The organism is Microbacterium sp. NPDC055683 (assembly GCF_053617895.1).
Map to the genome: position 1 here is coordinate 1 of NZ_JBSHGQ010000050.1, position 21,716 is coordinate 21,716.

The 21,716-nt window shown below is 71.7% G+C and carries 21 protein-coding genes; 4 read left to right on the forward strand and 17 right to left on the reverse strand.

Going from position 1 to position 21,716, the window contains the following annotated elements; all coding sequences use genetic code 11:
* Positions 1–27: 27 nt before the first annotated feature.
* The 4 genes from ACWGPF_RS15480 to ACWGPF_RS15495 all read right to left on the reverse strand — a co-directional run bounded on the left by ACWGPF_RS15480 (position 28) and on the right by ACWGPF_RS15495 (position 5,554).
* Complete coding sequence (locus ACWGPF_RS15480; RefSeq protein WP_452333643.1) at positions 28–1,692, reverse strand: ABC transporter substrate-binding protein; 1,665 nt, start codon at positions 1,690–1,692, stop codon at positions 28–30.
* A 208-nt stretch (positions 1,693–1,900) separates the two neighbouring features.
* Positions 1,901–2,875, reverse strand: coding sequence for a LacI family DNA-binding transcriptional regulator (locus ACWGPF_RS15485; protein WP_452333644.1), 975 nt, complete (start codon positions 2,873–2,875; stop codon positions 1,901–1,903).
* A gap of 183 nt (positions 2,876–3,058) precedes the next feature.
* Positions 3,059–5,080, reverse strand: coding sequence for an aldo/keto reductase (locus ACWGPF_RS15490; RefSeq protein ID WP_452333661.1), 2,022 nt, complete (start codon positions 5,078–5,080; stop codon positions 3,059–3,061).
* 144 nt (positions 5,081–5,224) lie between these two features.
* Positions 5,225–5,554: a DUF7882 family protein gene (locus ACWGPF_RS15495; RefSeq protein WP_452333645.1), complete on the reverse strand. Its 330-nt coding sequence runs from the start codon at positions 5,552–5,554 to the stop codon at positions 5,225–5,227.
* A gap of 134 nt (positions 5,555–5,688) precedes the next feature.
* On the opposite strand from ACWGPF_RS15495, the gene ACWGPF_RS15500 reads away from it, so the two are divergent.
* Both ACWGPF_RS15500 and ACWGPF_RS15505 read left to right on the forward strand, forming a co-directional pair.
* Positions 5,689–6,234, forward strand: coding sequence for a MarR family transcriptional regulator (locus ACWGPF_RS15500; RefSeq protein WP_452333646.1), 546 nt, complete (start codon positions 5,689–5,691; stop codon positions 6,232–6,234).
* A gap of 158 nt (positions 6,235–6,392) precedes the next feature.
* Entirely contained in the window at positions 6,393–6,836 is a 444-nt protein-coding gene (locus ACWGPF_RS15505) for an SDR family NAD(P)-dependent oxidoreductase (RefSeq protein ID WP_452333662.1), read from the forward strand.
* 70 nt (positions 6,837–6,906) lie between these two features.
* Here the strand turns inward: ACWGPF_RS15505 and ACWGPF_RS15510 are convergent, their stop codons facing one another.
* The 3 genes from ACWGPF_RS15510 to ACWGPF_RS15520 form a co-directional block, all read right to left on the reverse strand.
* Positions 6,907–7,104 carry a CDGSH iron-sulfur domain-containing protein gene (locus tag ACWGPF_RS15510; RefSeq protein WP_452333647.1) on the reverse strand — a complete coding sequence of 66 codons (198 nt, stop codon included), beginning with the start codon at positions 7,102–7,104 and terminating at the stop codon, positions 6,907–6,909.
* On the reverse strand, positions 7,101–8,147 hold the full coding sequence (locus tag ACWGPF_RS15515) for an iron-containing redox enzyme family protein (RefSeq protein ID WP_452333663.1): 1,047 nt from the start codon (positions 8,145–8,147) through the stop codon (positions 7,101–7,103). The genes ACWGPF_RS15510 and ACWGPF_RS15515 overlap by 4 nt, the downstream gene beginning before the upstream one ends.
* Positions 8,148–8,292: 145 nt before the next feature.
* Positions 8,293–9,402, reverse strand: a complete 1,110-nt coding sequence (locus ACWGPF_RS15520; protein WP_452333648.1) for a fatty acid desaturase family protein — start codon at positions 9,400–9,402, stop codon at positions 8,293–8,295.
* 152 nt (positions 9,403–9,554) lie between these two features.
* Between ACWGPF_RS15520 and ACWGPF_RS15525 the strand changes: the two genes are divergently transcribed.
* Positions 9,555–10,238 carry an esterase/lipase family protein gene (locus tag ACWGPF_RS15525; RefSeq protein ID WP_452333649.1) on the forward strand — a complete coding sequence of 228 codons (684 nt, stop codon included), beginning with the start codon at positions 9,555–9,557 and terminating at the stop codon, positions 10,236–10,238.
* A 6-nt stretch (positions 10,239–10,244) separates the two neighbouring features.
* On the opposite strand, the gene ACWGPF_RS15530 is transcribed toward ACWGPF_RS15525, so the two are convergent.
* From ACWGPF_RS15530 to ACWGPF_RS15575, 10 genes are all read right to left on the reverse strand, one after another.
* Positions 10,245–10,784, reverse strand: a complete 540-nt coding sequence (locus ACWGPF_RS15530; protein ID WP_452333650.1) for a YaeQ family protein — start codon at positions 10,782–10,784, stop codon at positions 10,245–10,247.
* Between the two features lie 39 nt (positions 10,785–10,823).
* The gene (locus tag ACWGPF_RS15535) at positions 10,824–11,123 is read right to left on the reverse strand and encodes a Dabb family protein (protein WP_452333651.1); all 300 of its coding nucleotides are present in this window, start codon (positions 11,121–11,123) and stop codon (positions 10,824–10,826) included.
* Between the two features lie 4 nt (positions 11,124–11,127).
* Positions 11,128–12,060, reverse strand: coding sequence for a methyltransferase family protein (locus tag ACWGPF_RS15540; protein WP_452333652.1), 933 nt, complete (start codon positions 12,058–12,060; stop codon positions 11,128–11,130).
* A 344-nt stretch (positions 12,061–12,404) separates the two neighbouring features.
* Entirely contained in the window at positions 12,405–12,575 is a 171-nt protein-coding gene (locus ACWGPF_RS15545) for a CsbD family protein (RefSeq protein WP_452333653.1), read from the reverse strand.
* Positions 12,576–12,676: 101 nt separating this feature from the next.
* Positions 12,677–12,988 carry a DUF7882 family protein gene (locus ACWGPF_RS15550; RefSeq protein WP_452333654.1) on the reverse strand — a complete coding sequence of 104 codons (312 nt, stop codon included), beginning with the start codon at positions 12,986–12,988 and terminating at the stop codon, positions 12,677–12,679.
* Positions 12,989–13,068: 80 nt separating this feature from the next.
* The gene (locus tag ACWGPF_RS15555; RefSeq protein WP_452333655.1) at positions 13,069–13,515 is read right to left on the reverse strand and encodes a PPC domain-containing DNA-binding protein; all 447 of its coding nucleotides are present in this window, start codon (positions 13,513–13,515) and stop codon (positions 13,069–13,071) included.
* A gap of 195 nt (positions 13,516–13,710) precedes the next feature.
* Positions 13,711–14,157 (reverse strand): hypothetical protein, encoded by a 447-nt coding sequence (locus ACWGPF_RS15560; RefSeq protein WP_452333656.1) that lies wholly within the window; start codon positions 14,155–14,157, stop codon positions 13,711–13,713.
* A gap of 193 nt (positions 14,158–14,350) precedes the next feature.
* Positions 14,351–15,226, reverse strand: coding sequence for a class C sortase (locus ACWGPF_RS15565; protein ID WP_452333657.1), 876 nt, complete (start codon positions 15,224–15,226; stop codon positions 14,351–14,353).
* Positions 15,227–15,284: 58 nt separating this feature from the next.
* Positions 15,285–16,646, reverse strand: a complete 1,362-nt coding sequence (locus ACWGPF_RS15570; protein WP_452333658.1) for a SpaH/EbpB family LPXTG-anchored major pilin — start codon at positions 16,644–16,646, stop codon at positions 15,285–15,287.
* Between the two features lie 142 nt (positions 16,647–16,788).
* Positions 16,789–19,590 (reverse strand): prealbumin-like fold domain-containing protein, encoded by a 2,802-nt coding sequence (locus tag ACWGPF_RS15575; RefSeq protein ID WP_452333659.1) that lies wholly within the window; start codon positions 19,588–19,590, stop codon positions 16,789–16,791.
* Between the two features lie 1,131 nt (positions 19,591–20,721).
* On the opposite strand from ACWGPF_RS15575, the gene ACWGPF_RS15580 reads away from it, so the two are divergent.
* Positions 20,722–21,716: DUF222 domain-containing protein (locus ACWGPF_RS15580; protein ID WP_452333660.1), on the forward strand; the 995-nt coding region annotated here is incomplete at its 3' end.

A 21,716-nucleotide genomic window follows, 5' to 3' on the forward strand; every position in this document is an offset into this window, starting at 1 on the left:
CCGCGGGGGCGGCGGCCGGAGAGCGGGTCAGCCGTTCTGCTCCGCGAAGCGCTCGCGCGCGCCGTCGATGAGGTCGACGTAGGTCGTCATGCCCGCGGCCTCGAGCTCCGCGACGTAGGCGTCCCATTCCGACAGATCCCTGTCGCCGAGGATGAACTGCAGCGTGGCCGTGCGCACGGCGTCCGACAGCGGCGTCGACAGCAGCGACGCCTGCTCGAGCTCCGCCTCGTCGAGCGGCGCCGGCGGGTTGGGGTCGCGCGGCGTGCGCGTCGACAGCACGGTGTCGATGTACTCGACGAACTGGGGGGCGTTGTACGACTCCTTCAGCGCGCGCGACTCGGTCGACCCTGCGAGCACGTCGTTGGCCCATCCGAGGTCGGTCTTGATGTCGGTGGCGCCGTCGGGGTTGATGTTGAAGTCGTCGTACGAGTACTCGGGCTTCAGGGTGATCGTGCCGTCGGCCGCCTTGTCGTACGTCTCGCCCTCGACGCCCCAGCGCAGCATCTCGCGGGCGTCCGGGTTGTAGTAGAGCCAGTCGAGGAACTGGAGCGTCGCGACGAAGTTCGGCGACTCGGCGATGTCGGCGCTCAGCATGAAGCCGTTCCAGAAGTTGCGCGGCTCCACGAGCATCCCCGCCTCGCCGCCCGGAGGGGCGATCTGCACGAGCTCGTACTGGCCGGCGCCCGCCGTCTCGTCGAGCGCCGTGGCGAACTCGTTGACCGTGCCGTTCGAGCCGGAGGCGGCGAACACGCGGTCGGCGGCCATCTTCTCCGCGACGTCCGCGGCACCGCCGCCGGCGTCGGCCGCCGTGAACGACTCGGTGTCGAGCAGCCCGTCCTCCACGAGCCCGTGGAAGAACTCGACCATGTCGCGGTACCCCTCCGACGCCCCCGCGTACTCGAGCTCGCCCGCCTCCTCGTTCCAGATCGTGCCGTCTCCGAAGCCCCATCCGGCCTGCGTGCCGAAGGCGTGGGCGGCGTAGTTCAGCATCGACTGCCCCTCGAATCCGTCGGCCAGCGGCGTGGAGTCGGGATAGGTCTCCTTGATGAGCTCGAGGCCCGTGCGCAGGTCCTCCCAGGTCTCCGGCGCGGGCGCCCCGACCTCGTCGAAGACGTCCTTGCGGATGATCATCGAGAACACGGGCACCGAGACCTCCTGGAGGCCGGGCAGCATGTAGTACTTGCCGTCCGACTGCTTGAGGCGGTCGATCATCTCCCCGAGGTCCCACTCCTCGACGTACTTCCGGAAGTTCGGCATGTACTCGATGTAGTCGCTGATCGGGAGCACGGCGCCCGAGGAGACGAACGGCTCCTCCTCCCCCGTGTAGACGAGGGGGATGACGGTGGGCGCGTCTCCCGCGGAGATGAGCAGGCTGCGCTTCTCGGTCGCGTCGCTGAAGGGGACGTGGGTGAGCTCGAGCGCCACCCCGGTGCGCTCCTCGATGACGTCGAAGACCTCCCAGTCGTCGGTCACGGGGACCTCCGGCCAGTCGGTCCAGAGCATCGAGATCTCGAGGGGCTCGGTCGCGGTGAACTGCTCGTCGGCCGCGAACTCCTCCATGGCGCCGACCGACTGCGCCTCCACGTCGATCTCCGTCTCGCCGTCGCCGCCCGCGCTGCAGCCGCCGATCGCGAGGGCCCCCGCCATCGTCGCCGCGAGTGCGGCCGTGCGCGTCGCCGTGCGCCTCTTCATGGATTGCACCGTGTTCTCCTCATCGAGATGGGCTCCGAAAGTTTCGACGCTGTCGTCGATACTTTTTGGAGCCTAGGGAGCAGTGCAAATGTTGTCAATAGCGACAATCGCGAGGGACGCGCGGCGGCAGCCGAGAAGGCGGTGCGGCGGCGGGGCGGGCGCGACGAGGCCGCGACGGGCCTGCCGCGCGGTGCGCGTGCGCGGCGCCTCAGGCGGACTCGCGCAGCACGAGGCGGTGCGCCACGGTGCGATGCTGCGGCGGCTCGCCGTCGCGCAGGGCCGAGGCGAGCGCGAGGGTGTCGCGCGCGACCTCGTCGAAGTCGACCGCGAGGGTCGTGAGGGTCGGGGCGACGAGCGCGCCGATCGTGAGTCCGTCGATCCCCGCCACCCGGATGTCCCTCGGCACGTCGAGACCGGCGTGCCGGCACGCCGACAGGACGCCGAGCGCCATCAGGTCGTTGAACGCGACGATGGCGTCGGGAGGGCTCGCGCGGCGCACGGCCTGCGCCGCCATCGCGGCGGCGTGCTCGGCGGTCGACGCCGATGCGTGCAGCAGCTCGGCCGGCGTGCCGTGCCGGGCGAGGGCGTCGCGGATGGCTGCCCCGCGCGCGCTCGGGGCGCCCTGCGCCGAGGCGTCCAGCACGAGGGGGCGGCGGACGCCGTGGGCGACGAGATGCGCCGCGAGTGCGTCGACCGCGCGAGTCGGATCGAGCCGCACGGACGCGTGCACCGTGTCGCCGCCCGGATCGAGCTGGATGAGCGGGGTCGCGCCGAGCCCGTCCCCCCAGCCCGCTGACCGCTCGCCGAGGTAGCCCACGACGACGTCCGCCTGGTCGCGGAGCGACGCCAGCAGCCGGTCGGCGTCCTTCGCGAGGCCGATGTCGACGAGCATCACGTTCCATCCCTCGTCGGCCGCGAGGCGCACGACGGTCGCCGCGAGCTCGGGCGAGTAGGGGTTGCGCAGGTCGTTGACGACGAGCCCGAGCTGACGCTCCCCGCCGGTCACGAGGCCGCGCCCGAAGCGCGACGGACGGTAGGCGAGCCGCTGGGCCGCGTCGAGCACGCGCCGCTTCGTGTCCGCACTGATCCCGGGCAGGTCGTTCATCGCCCGGCTCACGGTCTGCCGGGAGACGCCGGCGGCCTCCGCGACGTCGACGATCGTCGCCCGCGCCCCTCGCGCCATCCGCCGCCATCCTTCCCCGATCGGAGCCCGACACGCTCCCGCCCGCCCGCAGCTCCCCTCCCGATCTTCGCCCAACGGATATCCGATTGCCCAGCGCACACGCGATCACGCTGTACCGGATGTCCTCTCGGCGAACGGATATCCGTTGGGCAAGGTCGGGCAGGGGATCCAGGGGCGGCGGGGTCAGGAGCGGAGGTCGAGCCAGGCGACGTCGTCCGGCGAGAGGTCGACCGACAGTCCCTGCATCGACGACCGCGTCTCGGCGATCGAGCGCGGGCCGAACAGCGGGAAGGTCGGGAACGGCTGCGCGAGCACGTACGCGAGGGCGATCGCGGTGGCGGGCACGCCCCGCTCCTCCCCCAGCTGCTCGGCACGCCGGAGCCGCTCGAAGTTGGCGTCGCTGTAGTAGCAGCGCACGAGCTCCGCATCGCTCGTGTCATCCGGTCGCGCGCGCCCCGTGAAGAACCCGCGCGCCTGCGACGACCAGGGCAGCAGCGGGATCTGCCGCTCCTCCAGCCAGCGCTTCGACGCGGCATCCGTGACGTGCACGCACCCTTCCCACGGCACGTCGTATGCCTCCGCGAGGCCGAAGTGGTCGCTCACCACCGAGAATCCCCGTCGACCGTTCGCCCGCGCATACGCGTTCGCCTCGTCGATCCGCTCGGGCGACCAGTTCGAGCCTCCGAAGACGCGGATCCGCCCGGCCCTGGCGTGCTCGTCGAGCACGTCGACGAACTCGCCCACCGGGATCGAGGGGTCGTCGCGGTGCAGCATGTAGATGTCGGCGTAGTCGGTGCCCTGCCGCTCGAGGCTCTCGAGAAGCTGACGGGAGACCGACTCGGGGTCGCAGTGCGGCGTGTGGCCGCCCTTCGTGATGACCACGACGTCCTCCCGGATGCCGCGGTTCGCGATCCAGCGCCCGAGTCTCCGTTCGAGCTCGCCGCCGCCGTAGATGTAGGCCGTGTCGAAGACGTTGCCGCCCTGCTCGACGTAGTTGTCGAACATCGCGGACGCGTGCGCGAGGTCGGGCTGGTTGTCGACGCCCATGACGAGCCGCGAGACGCGCTTTCCGACGCCGTCGATCTCGCCGTACCGCATGCCGCCCTCCGACCGCCGGAGGGTGCCGCGCAGCGGGCGGATGTCGGCGTCTTCCGACTCGAACGGATACCGGAGGCCGATCGCCGCCCGCCATCGGTCGAGCGTCCGCGACGTGGCGAGCGTCTCCGCCGTCGTCATCTGCGGCACCTCGAGAGATCCCTCGCGGAGGGCGCCGACGACCGCCAGCGCCTCCAGACCGTAGGCGTGCGCCGCCTCGATCTCGACGAACTCGACGCCGCCGTCGACCGTCACGACCTCGATCGTCGTCGCTCCGGCCGGCGTCCACGGCTCGGCGACGCGGATGCGCCCGGTCGACCCGTAGATCGACACGACGTTCTCATCGGAGGCGTTCACCCCCGCACGGAGGCTCGCCGTGATGCCGCCCCGGTAGACGACGCGCGCGACGGCCCACTCGTCGACGCCGGTCGGGCCGATCGAGCCGGTCGCCTCGAGCTCAACGGGCTCGGAGGCGTGCCGTCCCGTCGCGGCGTCGACGACGGCCGCGGCGAAGGTGACGGGGTACCCGCCCACGTCGAGGATGCCCCCGCCGGCGACCTGCGGATCGAACAGCCGCCCCCTGCGCTCGCCGACCCGGAAGGCGAACGCGGCGTCGATGTGGGAGAGCTCTCCGATCGCCCCACGGCGGACGAGGTCGAGCACCGCGGCGGTCTGCGGGTGGAAGCGGTACATGTACGCCTCCACGAGCGGCACGCCGGCCTCGCGCGCGGCATCGACGAGCGCCATCGTCGTGCCGCTGTTGACCGTGAGCGGCTTCTCGCACAGCACGGCCTTGCCGGCGTCGATCGCGGCGAGGGCGAGGGCGGGATGCGCCGTGTGGACGGCGGAGACGTAGACCGCCTCGACACGCGGATCGGCGAGCGCGTCGTCGTACGACCCCGCTGTCACGGTCTCCGCTCCGCGGTCCTCCGCCTCGTCGGCGAAGGCGCGGGCACGGGCCGCGTCCGAGCTGCCTGCGGCGACGAGCGCACCGCCGCCCACGGCGAGGCCGTCGAGGAATCGACGCGCGATCCCTCCGGGGCCGAGCACGGCCCATCCGCCCCAGCCGGTCTGGGTGTCGTCGTCTGCGAGTCGTGAAGAGGTCACCATCGTCCTTTCGAGCGTTCCGTGAACGTTCACGGCGCTGCAACTCTAATGAGTGCCGACCATATGGTCAAGAGGATCGTGAACGCTCACGGAGGCGGTGCAGTAAAGCCCTCCCCGTCGCCGGGGAGGGCTCTTCCGCGCAGGACGTCAGGCGGCACGCAGCGCCGGCTGCGCCGAGCGCCGACGCTGCTCGACGAACCCGTCCGACAGGTCCATCCCGCGGTTGGAGTTCGCGCTGTCCATGAGGTGACGCAGCAGCTCGCCGTCGAGGCGGCCCGACTCCTCCTCGATCGCGAAGCGCAGCATGAGCGCGGCGTGCACCCACACGGTCTCGCGGCGCCCGTCGTCGTCCTTCCAGGACATCGAGAACGACTCGCCGCGACGCAGCTTCGTGAGCGTCACCTTCTGGACGTGCTCGAGCAGGGCGTCATCCACCTCGATCGCCTGTTCGCTCGTGCCGTAGAACATCGTGCCCATCTCTGCTCCTCCGTTCAGCGAAACCCGATCCGGCGACCCGTCGCTCTTTCGCCGGCACGGACGACTTTAGTAGGCCAGCTAGCAAATCAACAACTGAGACGTACAGCGGCAAAGAGATTTGCTACGATCGTCGGATGCGACACGCGACACCCGACGCGTCCTCGTACTGGTACGGCTCCGGAGACGAGGAGGCCACGGCGGCTGCGCTCCTGGCGGCGCTCCGCGACTACCGCACGGCCGAGGCCGACCTCCAGCGGCGCACGCGCGCCGAGATGGGGATGACCGAGAACGAGCTCCTCGCGATCGGCCTCATCTCGCGTGCGAGCCGCGCGGGCGCCGAGCTCGCCCCCGGCGACCTCGCCCGCGAGCTCGGACTCTCGACCGCCTCGATCACGGGGCTCCTCGACGGTCTCGAACGGGCCGGCTACGTCGAGCGCAGGAGGCACCCGACCGACCGCCGTCGTCTCATCGTCGCGCCGACGGCGCTCGCGGATGCCGACCCCCGCGCGACACTCGGCCTCGTCCATGAGCGCATCGTCGACGCCGTCCACCAGCTCACGCCGGACGAGGTGGCGGGGGCCTCGAAGTTCCTCGAGCACATGACGCGGTCGGTGCGGGAGATCCTCGTCGCGACCGAGGCGGTCGCGATCGTCCCCGACGCCGACTCTGTCAACCCCTGACGACGAGGCGGGACGCACCCTAGCGTGGGACCTCCGACGGAAGGAGGCCGCCATGGGTGGCGACGGACACAACACGCAGGGCACGCCCGGTGAGGACGAAGAGGCCGACACGGCCTCGGGCGGCGCACCGGAGGACGACTAGCGCGTAGCCGCGGGGGCTGCGAAGCCCCCGCGGCCCACGCCGCGCCGTCGTCGCCCGCTTCGACGCCACGGCGCTGGACGACGCGCCTGGCGCGATCGACGCGATCGCCGACGAGCTGGACGGCATCGACGTGTTCGTGAACAATGCGCGCGGCGGGGGCGGGACCGCGTTCCTCGACCAGTCCCTCGACGAGTGGCGCTCCACCATGGCGCTCGATCTCGACGGCGCGTTCGCGGGCATGCAGGCCGCCGCGCGACGGATGGCCGCAGACGATGGCGCAGGAGCTGGGCGCCCACGTCATCACGGTGAACGCCGTGGCGCCGGGCGAGATCGCGACGCCTCTCGCCTCCCCCGAGGCGGCGTACGTGACGGGTGCGACTGGGCGGTCGACGGAGGCGTGCTGCAGATGGGCCCTCGGGCCGGCTCGCACCTCGACACGGATGCATGGCGGGAGGGGTGAGCGGATCGGGCGTGCCCCTGACCCCCCGACCCGTGCACGCCCGACCTGCGGAATAACGGTACCCGACTTCTCACCGGGTCGTGAATCCGACCGCCTTGTGGGTCCCGTCGCAGAACGGCTTGATGGCCGACACGCCGCAGCGGCACAGCGCGATCGTGCGCCGACGACGTTCGATCGGCCGGCCGTCTTCGCCCTCGAGCTCGATGTCGCCTCGGACGAGGAGCGGTCCGTCGGGACACGCCGTGATGCGCACGTCGCCGCTCGTCATGCCGCCACCTGCCCGCGCAACGACGTTCGGCCGTCCCGCCAGGCGTCGAGCATGGCCGCACCGGCGAGGCCGTCGACCACGAGGCACGCGGACGCGCCGAAGAGGATGTCGTCGAGCAGCTCCGGGCGCTCCTCCGCGAGCGCCCCGGCGAGGTCGCGGCCGGCGATCTGCTCATGCACGGCGTCCGCCTCGACGTGCTCGTCGAAGTACTCCGCGACGTCGTCGCCGAACCCCACGCGGCGCAGCCCCTCTGCGTAGAAGCGGTTCGGGATCGACGAGGTCATCTCGAACGCGGCGAGGTGGCCGACGACGGCTCCGACCAGGCGCCGGTTCAGCCCGAACAGCGACATCGTGTTGAGTGAGGCGAGCGTGATCGCCGGCACGCGGTCGACGTACGCGCCGTACGCGTCGGAGAGCCCCGCGCCGCGCATCGCCCGGGCGAACAGCGCGGCGTGCACGCGATCCGGCCGTCCGCCGCCGTACTCGTCGGACTGGATCTCGACGAGTGCCGCCTTCGCGGATCCCGACAGACGAGGGATGGCCCAGGAGTGCGGATCGGCCTCGCGCAGCGTGTAGATCGAGCGCTGCACGAGGAACTCCCGCGCCTGCTCCTGCGTCGCCTTCTTCGCGAGGAAGCGCGCGAGACTCGGACCGCCGTCCTCCGCCGTCAGCGCGAACAGCGCGTCGGCGACGTCGTCACGGCGCGGCTCAGGACGTTCGGGCTGCGGGACGACGGCGCGCAGCCGCGCCTCGAGAGCCCCCTCCAGCACCGCCCGCGCCCGCAGCAGATCGGGGTCCCATTCGCGCGCGGCGTCGAACGCCTCGATGCTCCCGTAGGCGCTCGCGTAGAGAGCGAACAGTGCGAGCTGCACGTCCTCGTCTTCGACGATGTCCGTGCTCGACCCGACCGCGTGCACGGCGACGTCGACGACGTCCCGACACGGCCCCTCCTCCGCGAGCGCCGCGATCACCCGCTCGCTCAGCGGACCGCACGCACCGAAGGGCACGGGGGCGCGGGGTGTCCCGGGGGCGGGGGATGTCATGGGGGCGCGGGATGTCATGGGGGCGGCGGTCGCGGTCATGGAGGACTCCTCGGAAGCGGGGACCCCTCCACGGTGTCATCGACGACCTCCGCCCCGCGCGGGGGTTGACCGTCGCCCGCTCTGCCGGTACGCGACCGGTCGCCGCTCAGACCCGCCGGTACTCCGCCGAGACGGGGCATCCGAGCGGGTCGGCCGCGGCGAGGCCGACCCGGTTGAGGTAGGCGATCACGATGGCGTAGGACCGCAGCAGCGACGTCTCCGTATACGGCACGCCGTTGCTCGCGCAGTAGTCGCGCACGATCTCGCGCGCGCGGCCGAGGTGCGGGCGCGCCATGCTCGGGAAGAGGTGGTGCTCGACCTGGTGGTTGAGCCCGCCGAACAGGACGGTGGCCCACCACCCGCCGCGGATGTTGCGCGACGTGCGCACCTGCTTGCTGAAGAAGTCGAGCCGCGCGTCGGCCGCGATGACGGGCATCCCCTTGTGGTTGGGGGCGAACGACGCTCCCATGTAGATGCCGAAGACGGCGACCTGCACGCCCAGGAAGGCGCAGGCCATGCCGAACGGCAGCAGTGCGAACACGGGCACGAGCAGGAGCGCGAAGCGCACCACGAGCATCCCCAGCTCGATCCACCGCCCCTTCACGGGCCCGCGTGCGACGAGGTGGCGGATGCTCTGCACGTGGAGGTTGATCCCCTCGAACGCGAGCAGCGGGAAGAAGAGCCAGCCCTGTCGGCGCGTGATCCATCGCCGCAGCCCCCGAGCCTCCGCGGCGTCCTCCTCGAGGAAGGAGATCGTGTCGACGGCGATGTCGGGATCCTTGCCGACGCGGTTCGGGTTGCCGTGGTGGCGCGTGTGCTTGGCGTCCCACCAGCTGTAGCTCATCCCCACGACGGCGACGAGCACGCGGGCGAGCCTGTCGTTGGCCGGGCCGCTCGCGAGCACCTGGCGATGCGCCGCCTCATGGGCGACGAACGCGATCTGCGTGAAGACGATGCCGAGGGCGGCCGCGACGAGGAGCTGGAACCAGCTGTGGCCGAGGAGCACGAACCCGGCGGCGCATGCGGCGAGCGCGACCGCGAGCGCGGCGCCGACGAGGCCGTAGAACCACGGCGTCCGTCGGAGCAGGCCGAGCTCGCGCACGACGGCCGAGACGTGGGAGTACGCCTTCGCCGGCGCGGGGAAGTCGGTCGCCCGGGCGTAGGTCTGCCGGACGGGGCCCAGTCGAGTGGGAGGGGAGACGGCGGTGGAGGTCATGGACCTGACCTTCTTCGGTCGTGACAGCTGGCTGCCGGTGCGGAGCCAAAGGCGGTCGCCGATCGCTGCCTCCACCGTAGGTCATCGCACATGCGGCAGGCGGCATGTCAACCCGCAGCGGGCTCGGTGCCCGCCGGGATACCGTGACGACCATGATCGGCCATCGCGACCTCGCGGATTGGGTGGCCGACTACGCCTACGCCGTGCGGCGGCAGGCGTCGTCGCTGCTCCCGGGCGCGGGCGCCGACGCCTACCGCGACGGCGACCGCGCCCCCGTGGTCGTCGTACCCGGCGTCTACGAGTCGTGGCGGTTCCTCCGCCCGCTCATCCGCGCCGTGCACGCGCACGGCCATCCGGTGCACGTCGTCGACCCGCTCCGCAGCAACCGCGTGCCGGTCGCCGCTGGCGCGCGGCTCGTAGGCGAGCGGATCGCGGAGCGCGGGCTCACGGGGGCCGTGCTCCTCGCGCACAGCAAGGGAGGGCTCGTCGGCAAGCACGCGATGTCGTTCGGGCCGGTCGCCGACCGCATCGCGGGGATGGTCGCCGTCGCCGCGCCGTTCGGCGGTTCCCGCTACGCCCGGCTGTTCCTCACGCGCACGCTGCGGGCGTTCTCACCGCGCGATGCGACGATCCGTCGACTGGGAGGGGCGCTCACGGCGAACGAGCGGATCGTGTCGATCTCCGCGCGCTTCGATCCGCACATACCCGAAGGGAGCGTGCTGCCGGGAGCGCGCAACGTGGTGCTCGATCGCGGCGGGCACTTCCGCATCCTGGCCGACCCCGCGGTGCTGCGCGAGGTGCTCGACCTCGGCGCGCGCGCAGCGGCGCACGCATGAGACGAGTCAGGGCAGCGCGTGCTCGTGGACGGCCGTGGAGAGGCTCGTGCCGTTCAGCTCGAGGTAGAGGTGCCCCTCCGTCACCGAGACCGTGAGGGCGTTGCGGCGCTCGATGAGCGCGGCGGCCGCATCGACGAACCCCGCATCGAAGCTGCGCAGCACGATGGCGTCGGAACGGTGGATGGTCTTCCCCTCCCATGACGCGAGGAGCTTCACCGGGTCGCGGTGCGTGTACACCCGGGTGCGGCCGCCGAGCTTGCTCGCATAGTGGAGCCGTTCCGCGTCGGGGGCTCCCACCTCGATCCAGGCGGCCACCGCTCCCGTCAGGTCGCGGACGACGACCGCAGGCTCATCGGTCGACGAGATCCCCTCGCCGAAGCGGATGCCCTCCTCGTATTCGAGGCAGTACGCGAGCACGCGCGTCACCATGTAGGCGTCGGTCTCCGAGGGATGCCGCGCCGCGCGCAGGGCCAGCTCGTCGTACACGCCGCGGTCGACGTCGGCCAGCTGCACCGTGAAGGTGTGGATCATCGCGCCGATCGCCATGGCATCCGAGCCTACCGGCGTCGGGGCCAGACGCCCGTCTCAGGAGCGGTCGACGAAGTCGTACTCCTGGAAGGCCTCCACCTCGGTCGCCCACCGCGTCGCGACGAACTCGCGGTGCAGCGGATGGGCGTCGTAGGCGTCGTACGCCTCCTGATCGTCGAACAGCATCGAGAACTGCCAGTCGAGGTCGCTCTTCGCGCTCACCTGCCGGCGCACCGTGAAGTCGCGCACCCCGGCGATGACGGTGAGCGTCTCGTGCGCCGTGTCGAGGAAGAGCGCCTCCTCGGGCGATCCGGCCGGGTGGCTGAGACGGAAGACGACGGTGTGCAGGATGGCCATCCCCTCATCCTCGCAGGCGCGGCACCCAGCACGGCACGCGATCGCGATACGCGCGGAAGGCGTCGCCGAACCGCGCCTCCAGGTCCGCCTCCTCGAGCGGTCGCACGGCCGCGTTCCACACGAGCGAGCCGGCGAGCGCATAGGCCACGACCATCCACGACCCGATGAGCAGGCCGACGGCCGCGCCCTGCGCGATGCCCGCGAGCGCCATCGGGTTCCGGACGAACCGGTACGGGCCGGCGATGACGAGGCGTCGGGCCGTCGCCGAGGGGAGGGGCGTTCCTGCTCCGCGCGAGGACATCGTCCACCCTGACCACGCACCGAGAGCGCTCGCGACCACGAGGAGTGCGCCGCCGGCCACCCGCACCGGGACGGGGAACGCCACGTCCAGCCCCCAGCGCCGCTCGATCCACAGGATGACGAGAGGCGCCACCACGAGGAACAGCCCCCAGAACGCGACGATCTGGCGCGCCGTGCGCGACCGGTGCACACGCCGCGTCGCGTCGGACGCGACCCGGATGGCGAATGGCCCCACCAGAATCCGCTCGGCGGGCACCCGCCCCGTGAGCACGAGCACGGCCGCGACGAGCGAGCCCGCTGCAGCCGCGATCATGAGCAGCGCGCCCCATCCTGCGGCCTGCGAGGCCGTGGCGTAGACGGCCATGCCCGCGGCGACGAGCACGGTCCACGCGGTGGCGATGACGACGGCGGGACGCCACGCGCATGCGGCGAGCACAGAGGCGACGACGAACAGCGGCATGTCGAAGGCGGCCATCGACACGGCGTCGATTCCGCCGAGCGTCGCCCGGCGGATCGGCGGCATCGTGAACACGGCCGCCCACCACGCAGCCCCGGCGGCGGCCTGGAACGCGAAATACGCGCGGCCGTGCCTCGCCGTCAGGCGGGCGACGCCGCGTGCGGGTCGGACGCTCGCCATGAGGCGAGCCTAGGCGGGCCTCCGGTCGGGAGGGTGCGGCGGGCGCCTCGGACGCGCCCGCCGCTCCCCGGGATCACCGTCAGGGCACGGGCGATCCCGGGACCGCATCGGCAGAGGGGGAGGTGTGCCGAGCGGATTCCATCCTGCCGCGGACAGAAGTCCCTCGAGGCGGCTCGGGGTGGGTGCGGGCCACCCAGGGAGAAGGCGGGGCGGGAGGCGTCGCCACCTCGACCGCCCCGCCCGACGACGGCCCGGACCACCGCACCGTCGTCGCTGCGAGGGGGCGCGTGCAACCCGCGCTCGCCGCCCGCAGGCCGGTCGCCCCGGCGAGCCGGGGCTCTGGGTCAGTCGACGGCGTCCTTGACGTCGTCGCCGGCCTTCTTGAGCTTCGCCTTCGCCTGGTCGGCGTGGCCCTCGGCCTCCAGCTTCTCGTCGTCGGTCGCCTTGCCGGCGGCCTCCTTCGCCTTCCCGCCGAGATCCTCGGCTGCGTGCCTGATCTTGTCGTCGAGTCCCATGGATGCTCCTTCCGTTGACGTGGCATCCACGATGCCTCGCCCCGGACCATCCGTGGAGGGGGTTGGCAGGAGCGCGGCGATCGGTTATCGCTGCGTTCCCGTCACACGGCGACCGCCTCGGGAGTGAGGACGACGCCGCCGAGCTGGTTGGCCTCGTCGGTCATGCCGACGATCCACCGCATGTTGAGCTCCGGCGGCTCCGGCTCGTCGAAGTCGAACCGCAGGGGGATGGCCGGATGCACCCAGATCGTGGTGCGTCCCGCGGGCCCGCTGCCGCAGGGGTGCGTCCACGAGACCGCGAAGCTCTCCTGCCTGCGGAGCTTCGAGATGATGACGACTTTCAGATGGGAGAGGGCCCGATCGTCGATGTTGATTCGCGCTCCCCCGCCGTTTCCGTATGTGAGAGTGCCCATGATCCCGACAGTACGCCGGATGCCTGCCGATATCCTGCCCTTGACAGGGGCAGGGGCAGGGCAAGGGCTTCAGCTCGGGGCTAGGAGAAGTGCAGCGCGTTGATCCCGAAGCCGGGCAGCGGGCGGAGCACGAAGTCGGGCCCGACCGCCTCCTGCACGACCACCTCGACGGTGTAGTGGACCTCGGCGGCGAGCAGATGGCCGGCGTAGGCCGCGCCACCCTGCTCCTTGACTCCGGCCGCGATGTGGAGGTGGACGGAGGGGCCGCCGTCCGCGAGCCCGATGGACCCCGACCCGACGCCCTCGAGGTAGGTCACCTCGACCTGCTGCGGGAGCGGGGGCTCCGGGTCGGCGACGGGCTCGGTCGCCGCGATGAGCCGCGCGCTGCGGAACGCGCCGAAGAACTCCACCGTCGCGGCACGGACGCCGATGCGCTCCGCCCACGCGGAGACGGTGCCGACGAGCTCCTCGCCGGGCTCGAGAACGAGCACCCACCGGCGCCCGGCGACGATCTGTGCCGACCGCACGTCAGGGCCGCTCGGCGGAGGACGGACGGTCTGCGGCGGAGACGCTCATCTGCTCAGCCTACGGTCCGCATACGCGCGAAGAGGCGGGGAGGGTGCGACCCGCTCCTCCCCCGCCTCCGCAGCTCCTCCTCGCGTCCGGCCCGAAACGCCGACGGCCCCGCTCGAGAGCGGGGCCGTCGGCGAGCGCGGTGGCGATCAGGCGCCGCACACCTCGGTGAGCTCGGTGGAGGCGTCCGTGAGCTCGGTGGTCGTGGCGGTCATCGCCTCCGTCGCCTCGGTGAGGGCGTCGACGTCGGAGGTGTCGATCGACGCCATGTCCTGCAGCTGCGTGGTGAGGTCGCTGAACGCGCCGGCGAACTTCTCGTAGACGGGCTTCACCTCGTCGTTGGTGATGTCTTCGCCGAGGCTCGTGATCTCCTCGTCGACGGACGCGATGAGCTCGTCGATGGCGTCGGCGTCGCCCGAGAGCGCCGCGCTCTGCAGCTCGGCGCCCTGCGCGTTGAGCTCCTCGGTGCCGTTCGTGAGGATGTCGCACGCGTCGGCGACCGACTGGCCGCCGGCGGAGCAGCCGGCGAGGATCGGGAAGAGGGCGAGGGCCGCGACGGCGGCCATGGTCGTGGTGCGTGCAGTGCGGATGGGCATGTGATTCTCCTGTCGTCGGAACGAGACGGGCCGCCCATGCCGCGCAGCGCAGCGCGCGCACGACGTCCCCCCTTCCTCGACCGTATCCCACCGATACCCGCCGACGCAGGGGTCGCAGTCCCCGTTGCGGCCGCGGCATGCGGCGTGCTCGCCTCGCCGGTCGGTCCGCACGCGACCCGCCAGCGGAGGGGCGTCAGCGCCGCCGCATCGCCGAAGCGAGGTATCCCGTCGTCCCCACGAGCACGGCGCAGTACGCGACGAGCCACCAGGGCACCGGCCAGGCATCCGGCGTCACGACCTCGGGGATCTCCGTCGCGTCGATGCGCTCGGCCGTCACGAGGATGCGGTGGCTGTTGACCCCGAGGGGCGTGCAGGTGACGAGCGTGAGCAGGTCGCTGCCCGCGACGGGGCGCAGCGCGTCGACATCCGTCGGGAGCACCACCTGCACCTCGGTGACGCGATATGCGAGCGTCTCGCCGTACACGTCGATCTCGATGACGTCGCCGTCGTCCATCTCGTCGAGGCGTGTGAAGAGCGTCGCCTCGGTGAGTCCCCTGTGGCCCGTGAGGACGGTGTGCGAGCCCGCCCCGCCGATGGGCAGCGACGTGCCCTGCAGGTGCCCGACGCCCTGGCGCAGGACGTCGGCAGCGGTGCCGTGGTAGATCGGCAGATCCACGTCGATCGACGGGATCCGGATGCGGGCCATGGTGCCGTCGCCCGCGTCGAGGAGCGACCAGTACGGGTCGTCGGCGTCGACGACCGTCTCCTCCGTGATCGCGCCGAACGGGTCGGGGATGGCCCCGCCTCGGAGCAGATCGTTGTACTCCTCGGCGTCGGCGAGTCGATCGGCCCTGTCCTCGGGGGCGAGGGCGCTGACCGCCTCCGTGTAGCGGTCGCCCGCCGCGGCCTGGATGCGGTCGGCGAACCAGGATGCGGCGGCGGGATACAGCATGGTGGCGCTGCCCAGCAGCACGAGGAGGGCGATGAGCACGGCCGACCACCGGTGCCGTCGGCGCGCCCGCGCGAGCGAGGCGCGCGTCGGGGCGACGGCGGTGCGGCTCGTGCTCATGGCTCCCTCTCGTGGCGGAGGGGCCGCCCGTGTGGACGGCCCCTCGGATGGCGTCGCGTCAGGCCGCGGCGCGGGCGCTCCGGCGTCGCACCACGGCGATGCCGACGGCGAGCAGCACGGCGGCGAGACCGCCGCCGATGAACAGGCTCGGCCCGGCGCCACCCGTGAGCGGCAGCTGGAACGGCGGGACCTGCTCGTTGGCGACCGAGATGGCGGTGCTCGCGGTGCCGCCCTCGACGACCGTCACGGCGATCGGGTCGGCGTCGAGGACGTAGCCGAGCGGTGCCGCCGTCTCGACGAGCGTGTAGTCGCCCGCCTTCAGGTCGACCGTCGCGACGCCGTTCTCATCCGTCACGATGTGCGCGACGACCTCGCCGGCCGCGTTGAGCACGTCGAACTCGGCGCCCGCGAGCGTGAGGCTCGTGTCGTCGGCGGAGTGCTTGAGCACCTGCAGGCTTCCCCAGGACGTCTTCACCGGCTCCGACTCCTGGCCGTGGTCGTGGTTCGGGTCGTTGACGAACACCGTCGCGCTGTTCTCGATGGCGCCGTCGCCGAGGGCGTTGATCGTCGTGTCGAGCACGACCGTGACGGCAGCGCCGGCGACCGTCTCGAGCTTGGCGAGGCCGCTCGCGGTGAACGACACCGCGAACGACGGCCCGGGGGCGATCGTGTAGTCGGCCGGGTCGAGTGCGAGGCCGTCGACCGCGACCGTGGCGCCGATGTAGGTGAGGCGCGGGTCGAGCGTGTCGGTGATCTCGTAGTGCGTGAGGCTCTGCCCGTCGACGACGGCCGGCACGGTGGCCGTGATCGTCCATCCGATGTGGTCGCCGATGACGTACGCGTCGGAGTCGTCGACGGTCTTCGTCGGCGCTTCGGTGACGGTGTTCTTCGGGTAGACGTGCACGTCGTACAGCCAGTCGCCGTCCACGGCGAGCGGGATGGTGACGAGGAAGGGAGCGCCCGTGATCGTCACGCCGTTGTCGCCCGTGTCGGTCTCCGACACGAGGTACAGGCCGACCGGCAGGTCGCCGAAGACGGCGTCTCCGGCGGCGTCCGTGGTCTGCGACTGCGCGGCTCCGAGCGTGTGGTCGGCCTGCACCGAGGCGGCCGTCAGCCCCTCGATCTCCTGCCAGTCGGCGGGGTCGGTCAGGTCGATGTCGGTGACCTGCTGCACCGTGAAGGTGACCCCGGCGAGCGGCGTGAGCCCGGTCGTGTCGACCTGGGTGCCGTCGTTCGGCAGGCCCGTCGCCGTATCGGGCTGGGCGAACTTGTGCACGCTGATCGAGCCGGTCGCGTCGGGGTCGATGTTCTGCGCGGCGCTCGCGGGTGCGACGGCGCCGAGCGCGAGCACGGCGCCGAGCGCCGCCGCGCCGACGGCCGCTGCGAGGCTCCGCAGGCGGCGAGGAGGATGTCCGGACATGGTGCCCGTCCTTTCGTGGAGAGGGTGGTGAGGTCGTATCGGATGGCGGTGGTGCCGCCGGATGGCGGTGGCCGACCCGCAGGCGCGGTCGGTCGGGGCTGCCGCGCACGCGGCAGAGCGGAGGGAGGCCGGCGCGAGCCGGTCACTCCCCCGATGACGCGCGTCGTCGCAGGACGACGACGAGCCCGATGAGGAGCCCCGCCGCGACGATGCCGCCGCCCGCGAGGAGGTAGGGGGTGGATCCGGCGCCGCCCGTGAGCGGCAGGGTCGGCACGGCGACGTCGCGGTTCACGAACCGGTAGATCTCGTGCGCGCCCCGGGCGACCGTGGCCGTTCCGTCGGATTCGACCCAGTTCGCGGGATCGGCGAGCGCGGCGGGGTCGTCGGGATCGCCCGTGAAGTGCTCGATCGCGATCTGGACGTAGGTGCCCTCGTAGGCGGGCGCCGCGGTGTCGTCGACCTCGGCCAGGTCGTAGGCGACGTCGCGGTCGACGACCACGGTGTTGGCGGTCGTGGGCTCGTCGTCGCCGTCGACCGTCAGCGGCTGGGCGTCTCCGGTCCGGGCGGTGAGGTCCCACGCCGACGGGTCGGCCGTGCCGCCGTTGGGCGATTCGACGACCTTCAGGATCGTGAGGGTGCTGACGCACTCGACCGTGTTGACGACGGCGACCGTCTGCTGCCCCGCCCGGATGGCGACGTCCACGGCGAGCGGCTGCTCGCCGTCGATCGACGCCCCCGACGCGATCGCGCTCTGCACCGTGCACCCGGCGAGCGCGGCGTCGATCGTGGTCGTCTCGTCGAGCGAGACCACGTCGCCCGCGACGAGGCCCGTCGTCTCGGCGCCCCACGGCGTGACGACGGGGCCGTCGCCTGCGTCGACCGTCAGCTGCGCCGAGAGTCCGTCGGGCTGGTCGCCGTCGGCGAAGGTCTCGCCGTCGACGATCCAGGTCTTGGTCACGATGAGGCTCGCCTCGGCCGGCTCGTTGACGATGACGCACTCGAGCGCCTGGCCGGCGGCTCCCGCGGGGATGGTCAGCTGTCCCGTCGCGCCGTCGCCCTCCGCGACGGTCGCGCCGCTCTGGTCGGTGCAGGTCCAGGCCGAGGTGTACTGGTCGAGCGCAGAAGCGGAGCCGGTCGCCATCGTCTCGGCGAACGTGTAGACCGCACCCGGGTCGACCTCGACGGCGTCGATGCGCTGCGGCTGCTCGCCCACGGCGCTCCCGCTCGTCGTGGCGGCGCCGATCTCGGTGCCCTGTGCGTCGGCGAGGGAGAGGACGAACTGGTCGTCCTCGTCGACGCGGGCGACGACATCCTTCACGATCGTGAGCTCGGCGGGCCGCGCGTCGTTGGCGAACGTGCAGTCGATCGCCGCGGTGCCGATCCCCGAGGGCACGGTGATCGTGCCGGATGACCCGGTGCCGGTCGAGAGCGTCGTCTGCGCGCCCGTGACGCGATCGGTGCGCACGCACGTCCAGCTGCTCGCGTAGGCGGCGAGCGCCGAGCCGGAACCGGATGCCATCGCCTCGCGGAACGCGTAGGTCGATCCCGGCGTCACGACCACGGGACCGGCTGCCTGCGGCTGGACGCCGTTCGCCTGGCCGCTCGTGGTGGCGGTCGCGAGGGTCGACGAGCCCTGCGCCGAGGTGAGGACGAACTGGTCGGCGGCGACCGCGCGTCCGCCGACGACATCCTTGTGGACGGTGAGCGTCGGTCGTGGGCTGTTGGAGAAGGTGCACGTGATCGGCAGTCCCGACTGCGACGACGCGATCGTCAGCGTGCCGGTCGCGCCGCTGCCTGTCGCGAGCGTCTGCGTCGAGCCGGCGAGCGTCGTGACGGTGCAGGTCCACGACGACGCGTACCGCGCGAGCGGCGTCGCCGAGCCGGGCGCCATCGTCTCGGAGAAGGTGTACCTCGTGCCGACGGTGACGGGCACGGGTCCTGCCGTCTCGGCCTGGATGCCGTTCGCGGCGCCGGTCGTCGTCGCCGAGGTGATCGACGTGGAGCCGGCGGCGATGCCGAGCGTGAACTGGTCGCTCGCGGCGGAGCGGGCGACGACATCCTTCTTGACGGTGAGCGTCGGCGGCGTCGCGCAGCTGGAGAGGTCGGTGCTCGACGTGCCGCCCGAGGTGAGTCCGGTCGTGACGGTGGCGAGGAACTGCCAGGTCGACGGGTTGTAGCGCACCATCGTCGAGCCGTTGGAGAGCAGGATGTTGCCGTCGGTGTCGAAGGCCACGCCGTTGACGGAGGTGATGCGCGACGACACGTCACCCGAGTTCAAGCGCGTGGCGGTGAGGGTGCGGGTGGCGGAGGGCGTCGCGACGGCGGTGGCGATCGTCGCGGACGTGATCGTGAAGATCGTCGTCGAGGTCGTCGATCCGACGACGTAGAGGTTGCCCTGCGCGTCGAACGCCATGTCGCCGTTGAGCGATCCCGTGATGCCGGTATCGAAGCCGCCGAGCGCCTGGTAGGCGGCGGTGGTGGGGTTGAAGCTGTAGAGCTGGAAGCGGCCGTTGTTGAAGAGACCGAACATGAACAGCCCGGTGGCGGGGTCGACGGCGCCCGCGACCACCTGGTACGTCGACTGGTTGGTCGTCATACCGCCCGCGGTTCCCGAGCCGTCGGCCCAGGTCCAGACGCCGGTCGACGCGGTGTAGACCATGGCGCGGACGCGGTGCTGACCGCCCACCGTCCAGCGCTGCAGGGCGTACGCCCTCGATCCGTCGGAGGCGATGCCGAGGCCGTTGGCCTCGTCGATGCCGGTCTTCGTCTGGTTCCCCACCGTCCAGGTGAGCGAGCCGGGCGTCGCGACCTGCGTGATCGTGCCCGTGGACGACACCGACTGGAGCGCGCCGTTGGCGCGCAGCGAGTAGCTCGTGCCCGACGAGCACACGAGGTTGGCGGCGGCGGATGCCGGCGCCTGCGGCACGACGACGAGCAGCGTCACCAGCAGTGCGAACGCGGCGATGGCTGCCGCGACCCGTCCCCAGACGAGATCGTGAAAATGGCACGACAATTTACGCCCTCCCCTCCCCAGAACAAGGCGACGTCGGCCGCCGCGCATGCTCTCGGGTGGAGCGGATCGACGACCTCGGCCGAAGCTACCCGCGAAATAACGGCAATAGCAAATCTGTCAGCCAAATACACCCGGTATTCTGCAATGGCGGAAAACTTCTTCTCGATCGGGAGAATTCCGTGTCGATTCGCGTAATGGAATGTCTCTTCCGGAGTCCTGTGACCCCGCGCGTTCGCCTCCCCGCGTCGGTGGAGCGAGCGAAGCGAGCCGAAACGGGGTGACCCTTCCTGCCTCTCCTCCCTGGTCGTTCGGCGAGCGGAGCGAGATGAGACGGGGTGGGGTTCTCCCGCCGACCGCCTTCTGGTGGTCGAGCGAGCGGAGCGAGACGAGACATGGTGGGCTCTCCGCCCACCCGCCTTTCCGGTCGTCGAGCGAGCGGAGCGAGGCGGAGCGAGGCGGGGTTCTCCGCCCGCCCTCCGTTCCGGTCGTTGAGCCAGCGGAGCGAGTCGAAACGTCGCGAGGGCCCCTCCCTCCCTCCTTTCCGGTCGTCGAGCGAGCGGAGCGAGACAGAAGGCGGCGACCTCCCCCCTCGCGCCGACCGTCTGGTCGTCGAGCGAGCGCAGCGAGGCGAAACGCGGTGGGATTCTCCGCCCGCCCTCCGTTCCGGTCGTTGAGCCAGCGGAGCGAGTCGAAACGTCGCGAGGGCCCCTCCCTCCCTCCCTCCTTTCCGGTCGTCGAGCGAGCGGAGCGAGACAGAAGGCGGCGACCTCCCCCCTCGCGCCGACCGTCTGGTCGTCGAGCGAGCGCAGCGAGGCGAAACGCGGTGGGATTCTCCGCCCGCCCTCCCTTCTGGTTATTGAGCGAGCGGGAGCGAGGCGAAACGTCGCGAGGTTCCCGCCCGTGCCCCCTGCTCCGGGTCGTTGAGCGAGCGGAGTGAGCCGGGACGCAGTGACCTTCCCCCTCCCACCCTGGCCCGTTTCGTGACCTTTCCGTGACCTCCGTGGGGTCGGGATGGTCTCGTTCAACCGTTCGAATGTCGGTGGTGCCGCGGATGATGGGTGTATGGCAGGACGGAAGCCGAGGTTCGCAGGAGGGTCGTCGTGGGAGGCGACCCCTGCGGAGGTGCGCACGATCGGGAACGTGCGCGACCTGATCCTCGAGCTGCGTGCGGACCGGGCCCGGTTGGATGGGCTGGAAGCGGGAGCGTTCGCTGCGGCCGCGCGGGTCGCGGAAGCGCAGACCGCGCGGTGCGGGGATGCGTCCGGGTACGGGTTCCCGTGGCGGTCGATCGCCCTGGAGCTCGCCACGGCCCTGCGTCTGTCTCCGGGTGAGGTGGAGGCGCGGCTCCGGCAGGATCTCGCCCTGACCGACCGGTTCCCTGTGGTGGCGGAGGCGTTGCGTCGTCAGGTGATCACGCGTCGTCAGGCGGACATCATCCGCGAACACGGGGAACGACTCCCCGCCGAGGTGGTGGAGGAATACTCACGGCGTGCCGTGACGTACGCGGAGGACGCGACACCGGGGCAGGTGCGGGTGTTCGCGAAGAGCCTCGCCGGGGTCCTCGACCCGGCACCCCTGCCCGAACGGCACCGGCGCGCCCTGGACCGGAGAGGAACCCGGGTGCGGGCTCTCGACGACGGGCTGGCGGAGTTCATCCTCACCGACGACGCCGCGAAGATCACCGCGATCCACGACCGCCTCACCACGATCGCGAAACCCATCGCCGCGGAAGAGAAGCGACTCGCCGCCGAAGAGAAGAAGCGGCGGACGGCTCAGGGCGAGCAGGCGCAGCGGGCAGAAGCATCCGGACCGACCGGGCCCGGCATGGCGAGCGGCGCGGTGACGCGGAATGCGTTCGGGATGCGCGTCAACGGTGACGGTGTCGCGGTCGACGCGAACGGGTACGCCACCCACCCCGATGCCCCGCGGAACGGAGACCGGCGGACGGTCCGGGTGAGCCTTCCGGGATGCTCGATGATGCGGGAGCATGTCGAGGTGTTCCACGACGGCACCTGGTACCCGCACGACCCCGCCCTTCCCCTCCGGCCCACCGCGGA

Coding starts and splice junctions, on each gene's coding strand:
- ACWGPF_RS15560 (WP_452333656.1), bottom strand. CDS start 14,157: ATGCCCATCCGCACTGCACGCACCACGACCATGGCCGCCGTCGCGGCC.
- ACWGPF_RS15535 (WP_452333651.1), bottom strand. CDS start 11,123: ATGGCCATCCTGCACACCGTCGTCTTCCGTCTCAGCCACCCGGCCGGA.
- ACWGPF_RS15515 (WP_452333663.1), bottom strand. CDS start 8,147: ATGACATCCCCCGCCCCCGGGACACCCCGCGCCCCCGTGCCCTTCGGT.
- ACWGPF_RS15520 (WP_452333648.1), bottom strand. CDS start 9,402: ATGACCTCCACCGCCGTCTCCCCTCCCACTCGACTGGGCCCCGTCCGG.
- ACWGPF_RS15500 (WP_452333646.1), top strand. CDS start 5,689: ATGCGACACGCGACACCCGACGCGTCCTCGTACTGGTACGGCTCCGGA.
- ACWGPF_RS15525 (WP_452333649.1), top strand. CDS start 9,555: ATGATCGGCCATCGCGACCTCGCGGATTGGGTGGCCGACTACGCCTAC.
- ACWGPF_RS15495 (WP_452333645.1), bottom strand. CDS start 5,554: ATGGGCACGATGTTCTACGGCACGAGCGAACAGGCGATCGAGGTGGAT.
- ACWGPF_RS15550 (WP_452333654.1), bottom strand. CDS start 12,988: ATGGGCACTCTCACATACGGAAACGGCGGGGGAGCGCGAATCAACATC.
- ACWGPF_RS15545 (WP_452333653.1), bottom strand. CDS start 12,575: ATGGGACTCGACGACAAGATCAGGCACGCAGCCGAGGATCTCGGCGGG.
- ACWGPF_RS15570 (WP_452333658.1), bottom strand. CDS start 16,646: ATGTCCGGACATCCTCCTCGCCGCCTGCGGAGCCTCGCAGCGGCCGTC.
- ACWGPF_RS15530 (WP_452333650.1), bottom strand. CDS start 10,784: ATGGCGATCGGCGCGATGATCCACACCTTCACGGTGCAGCTGGCCGAC.
- ACWGPF_RS15565 (WP_452333657.1), bottom strand. CDS start 15,226: ATGAGCACGAGCCGCACCGCCGTCGCCCCGACGCGCGCCTCGCTCGCG.
- ACWGPF_RS15490 (WP_452333661.1), bottom strand. CDS start 5,080: ATGGTGACCTCTTCACGACTCGCAGACGACGACACCCAGACCGGCTGG.
- ACWGPF_RS15485 (WP_452333644.1), bottom strand. CDS start 2,875: ATGGCGCGAGGGGCGCGGGCGACGATCGTCGACGTCGCGGAGGCCGCC.
- ACWGPF_RS15480 (WP_452333643.1), bottom strand. CDS start 1,692: ATGAAGAGGCGCACGGCGACGCGCACGGCCGCACTCGCGGCGACGATG.
- ACWGPF_RS15510 (WP_452333647.1), bottom strand. CDS start 7,104: ATGACGAGCGGCGACGTGCGCATCACGGCGTGTCCCGACGGACCGCTC.
- ACWGPF_RS15540 (WP_452333652.1), bottom strand. CDS start 12,060: ATGGCGAGCGTCCGACCCGCACGCGGCGTCGCCCGCCTGACGGCGAGG.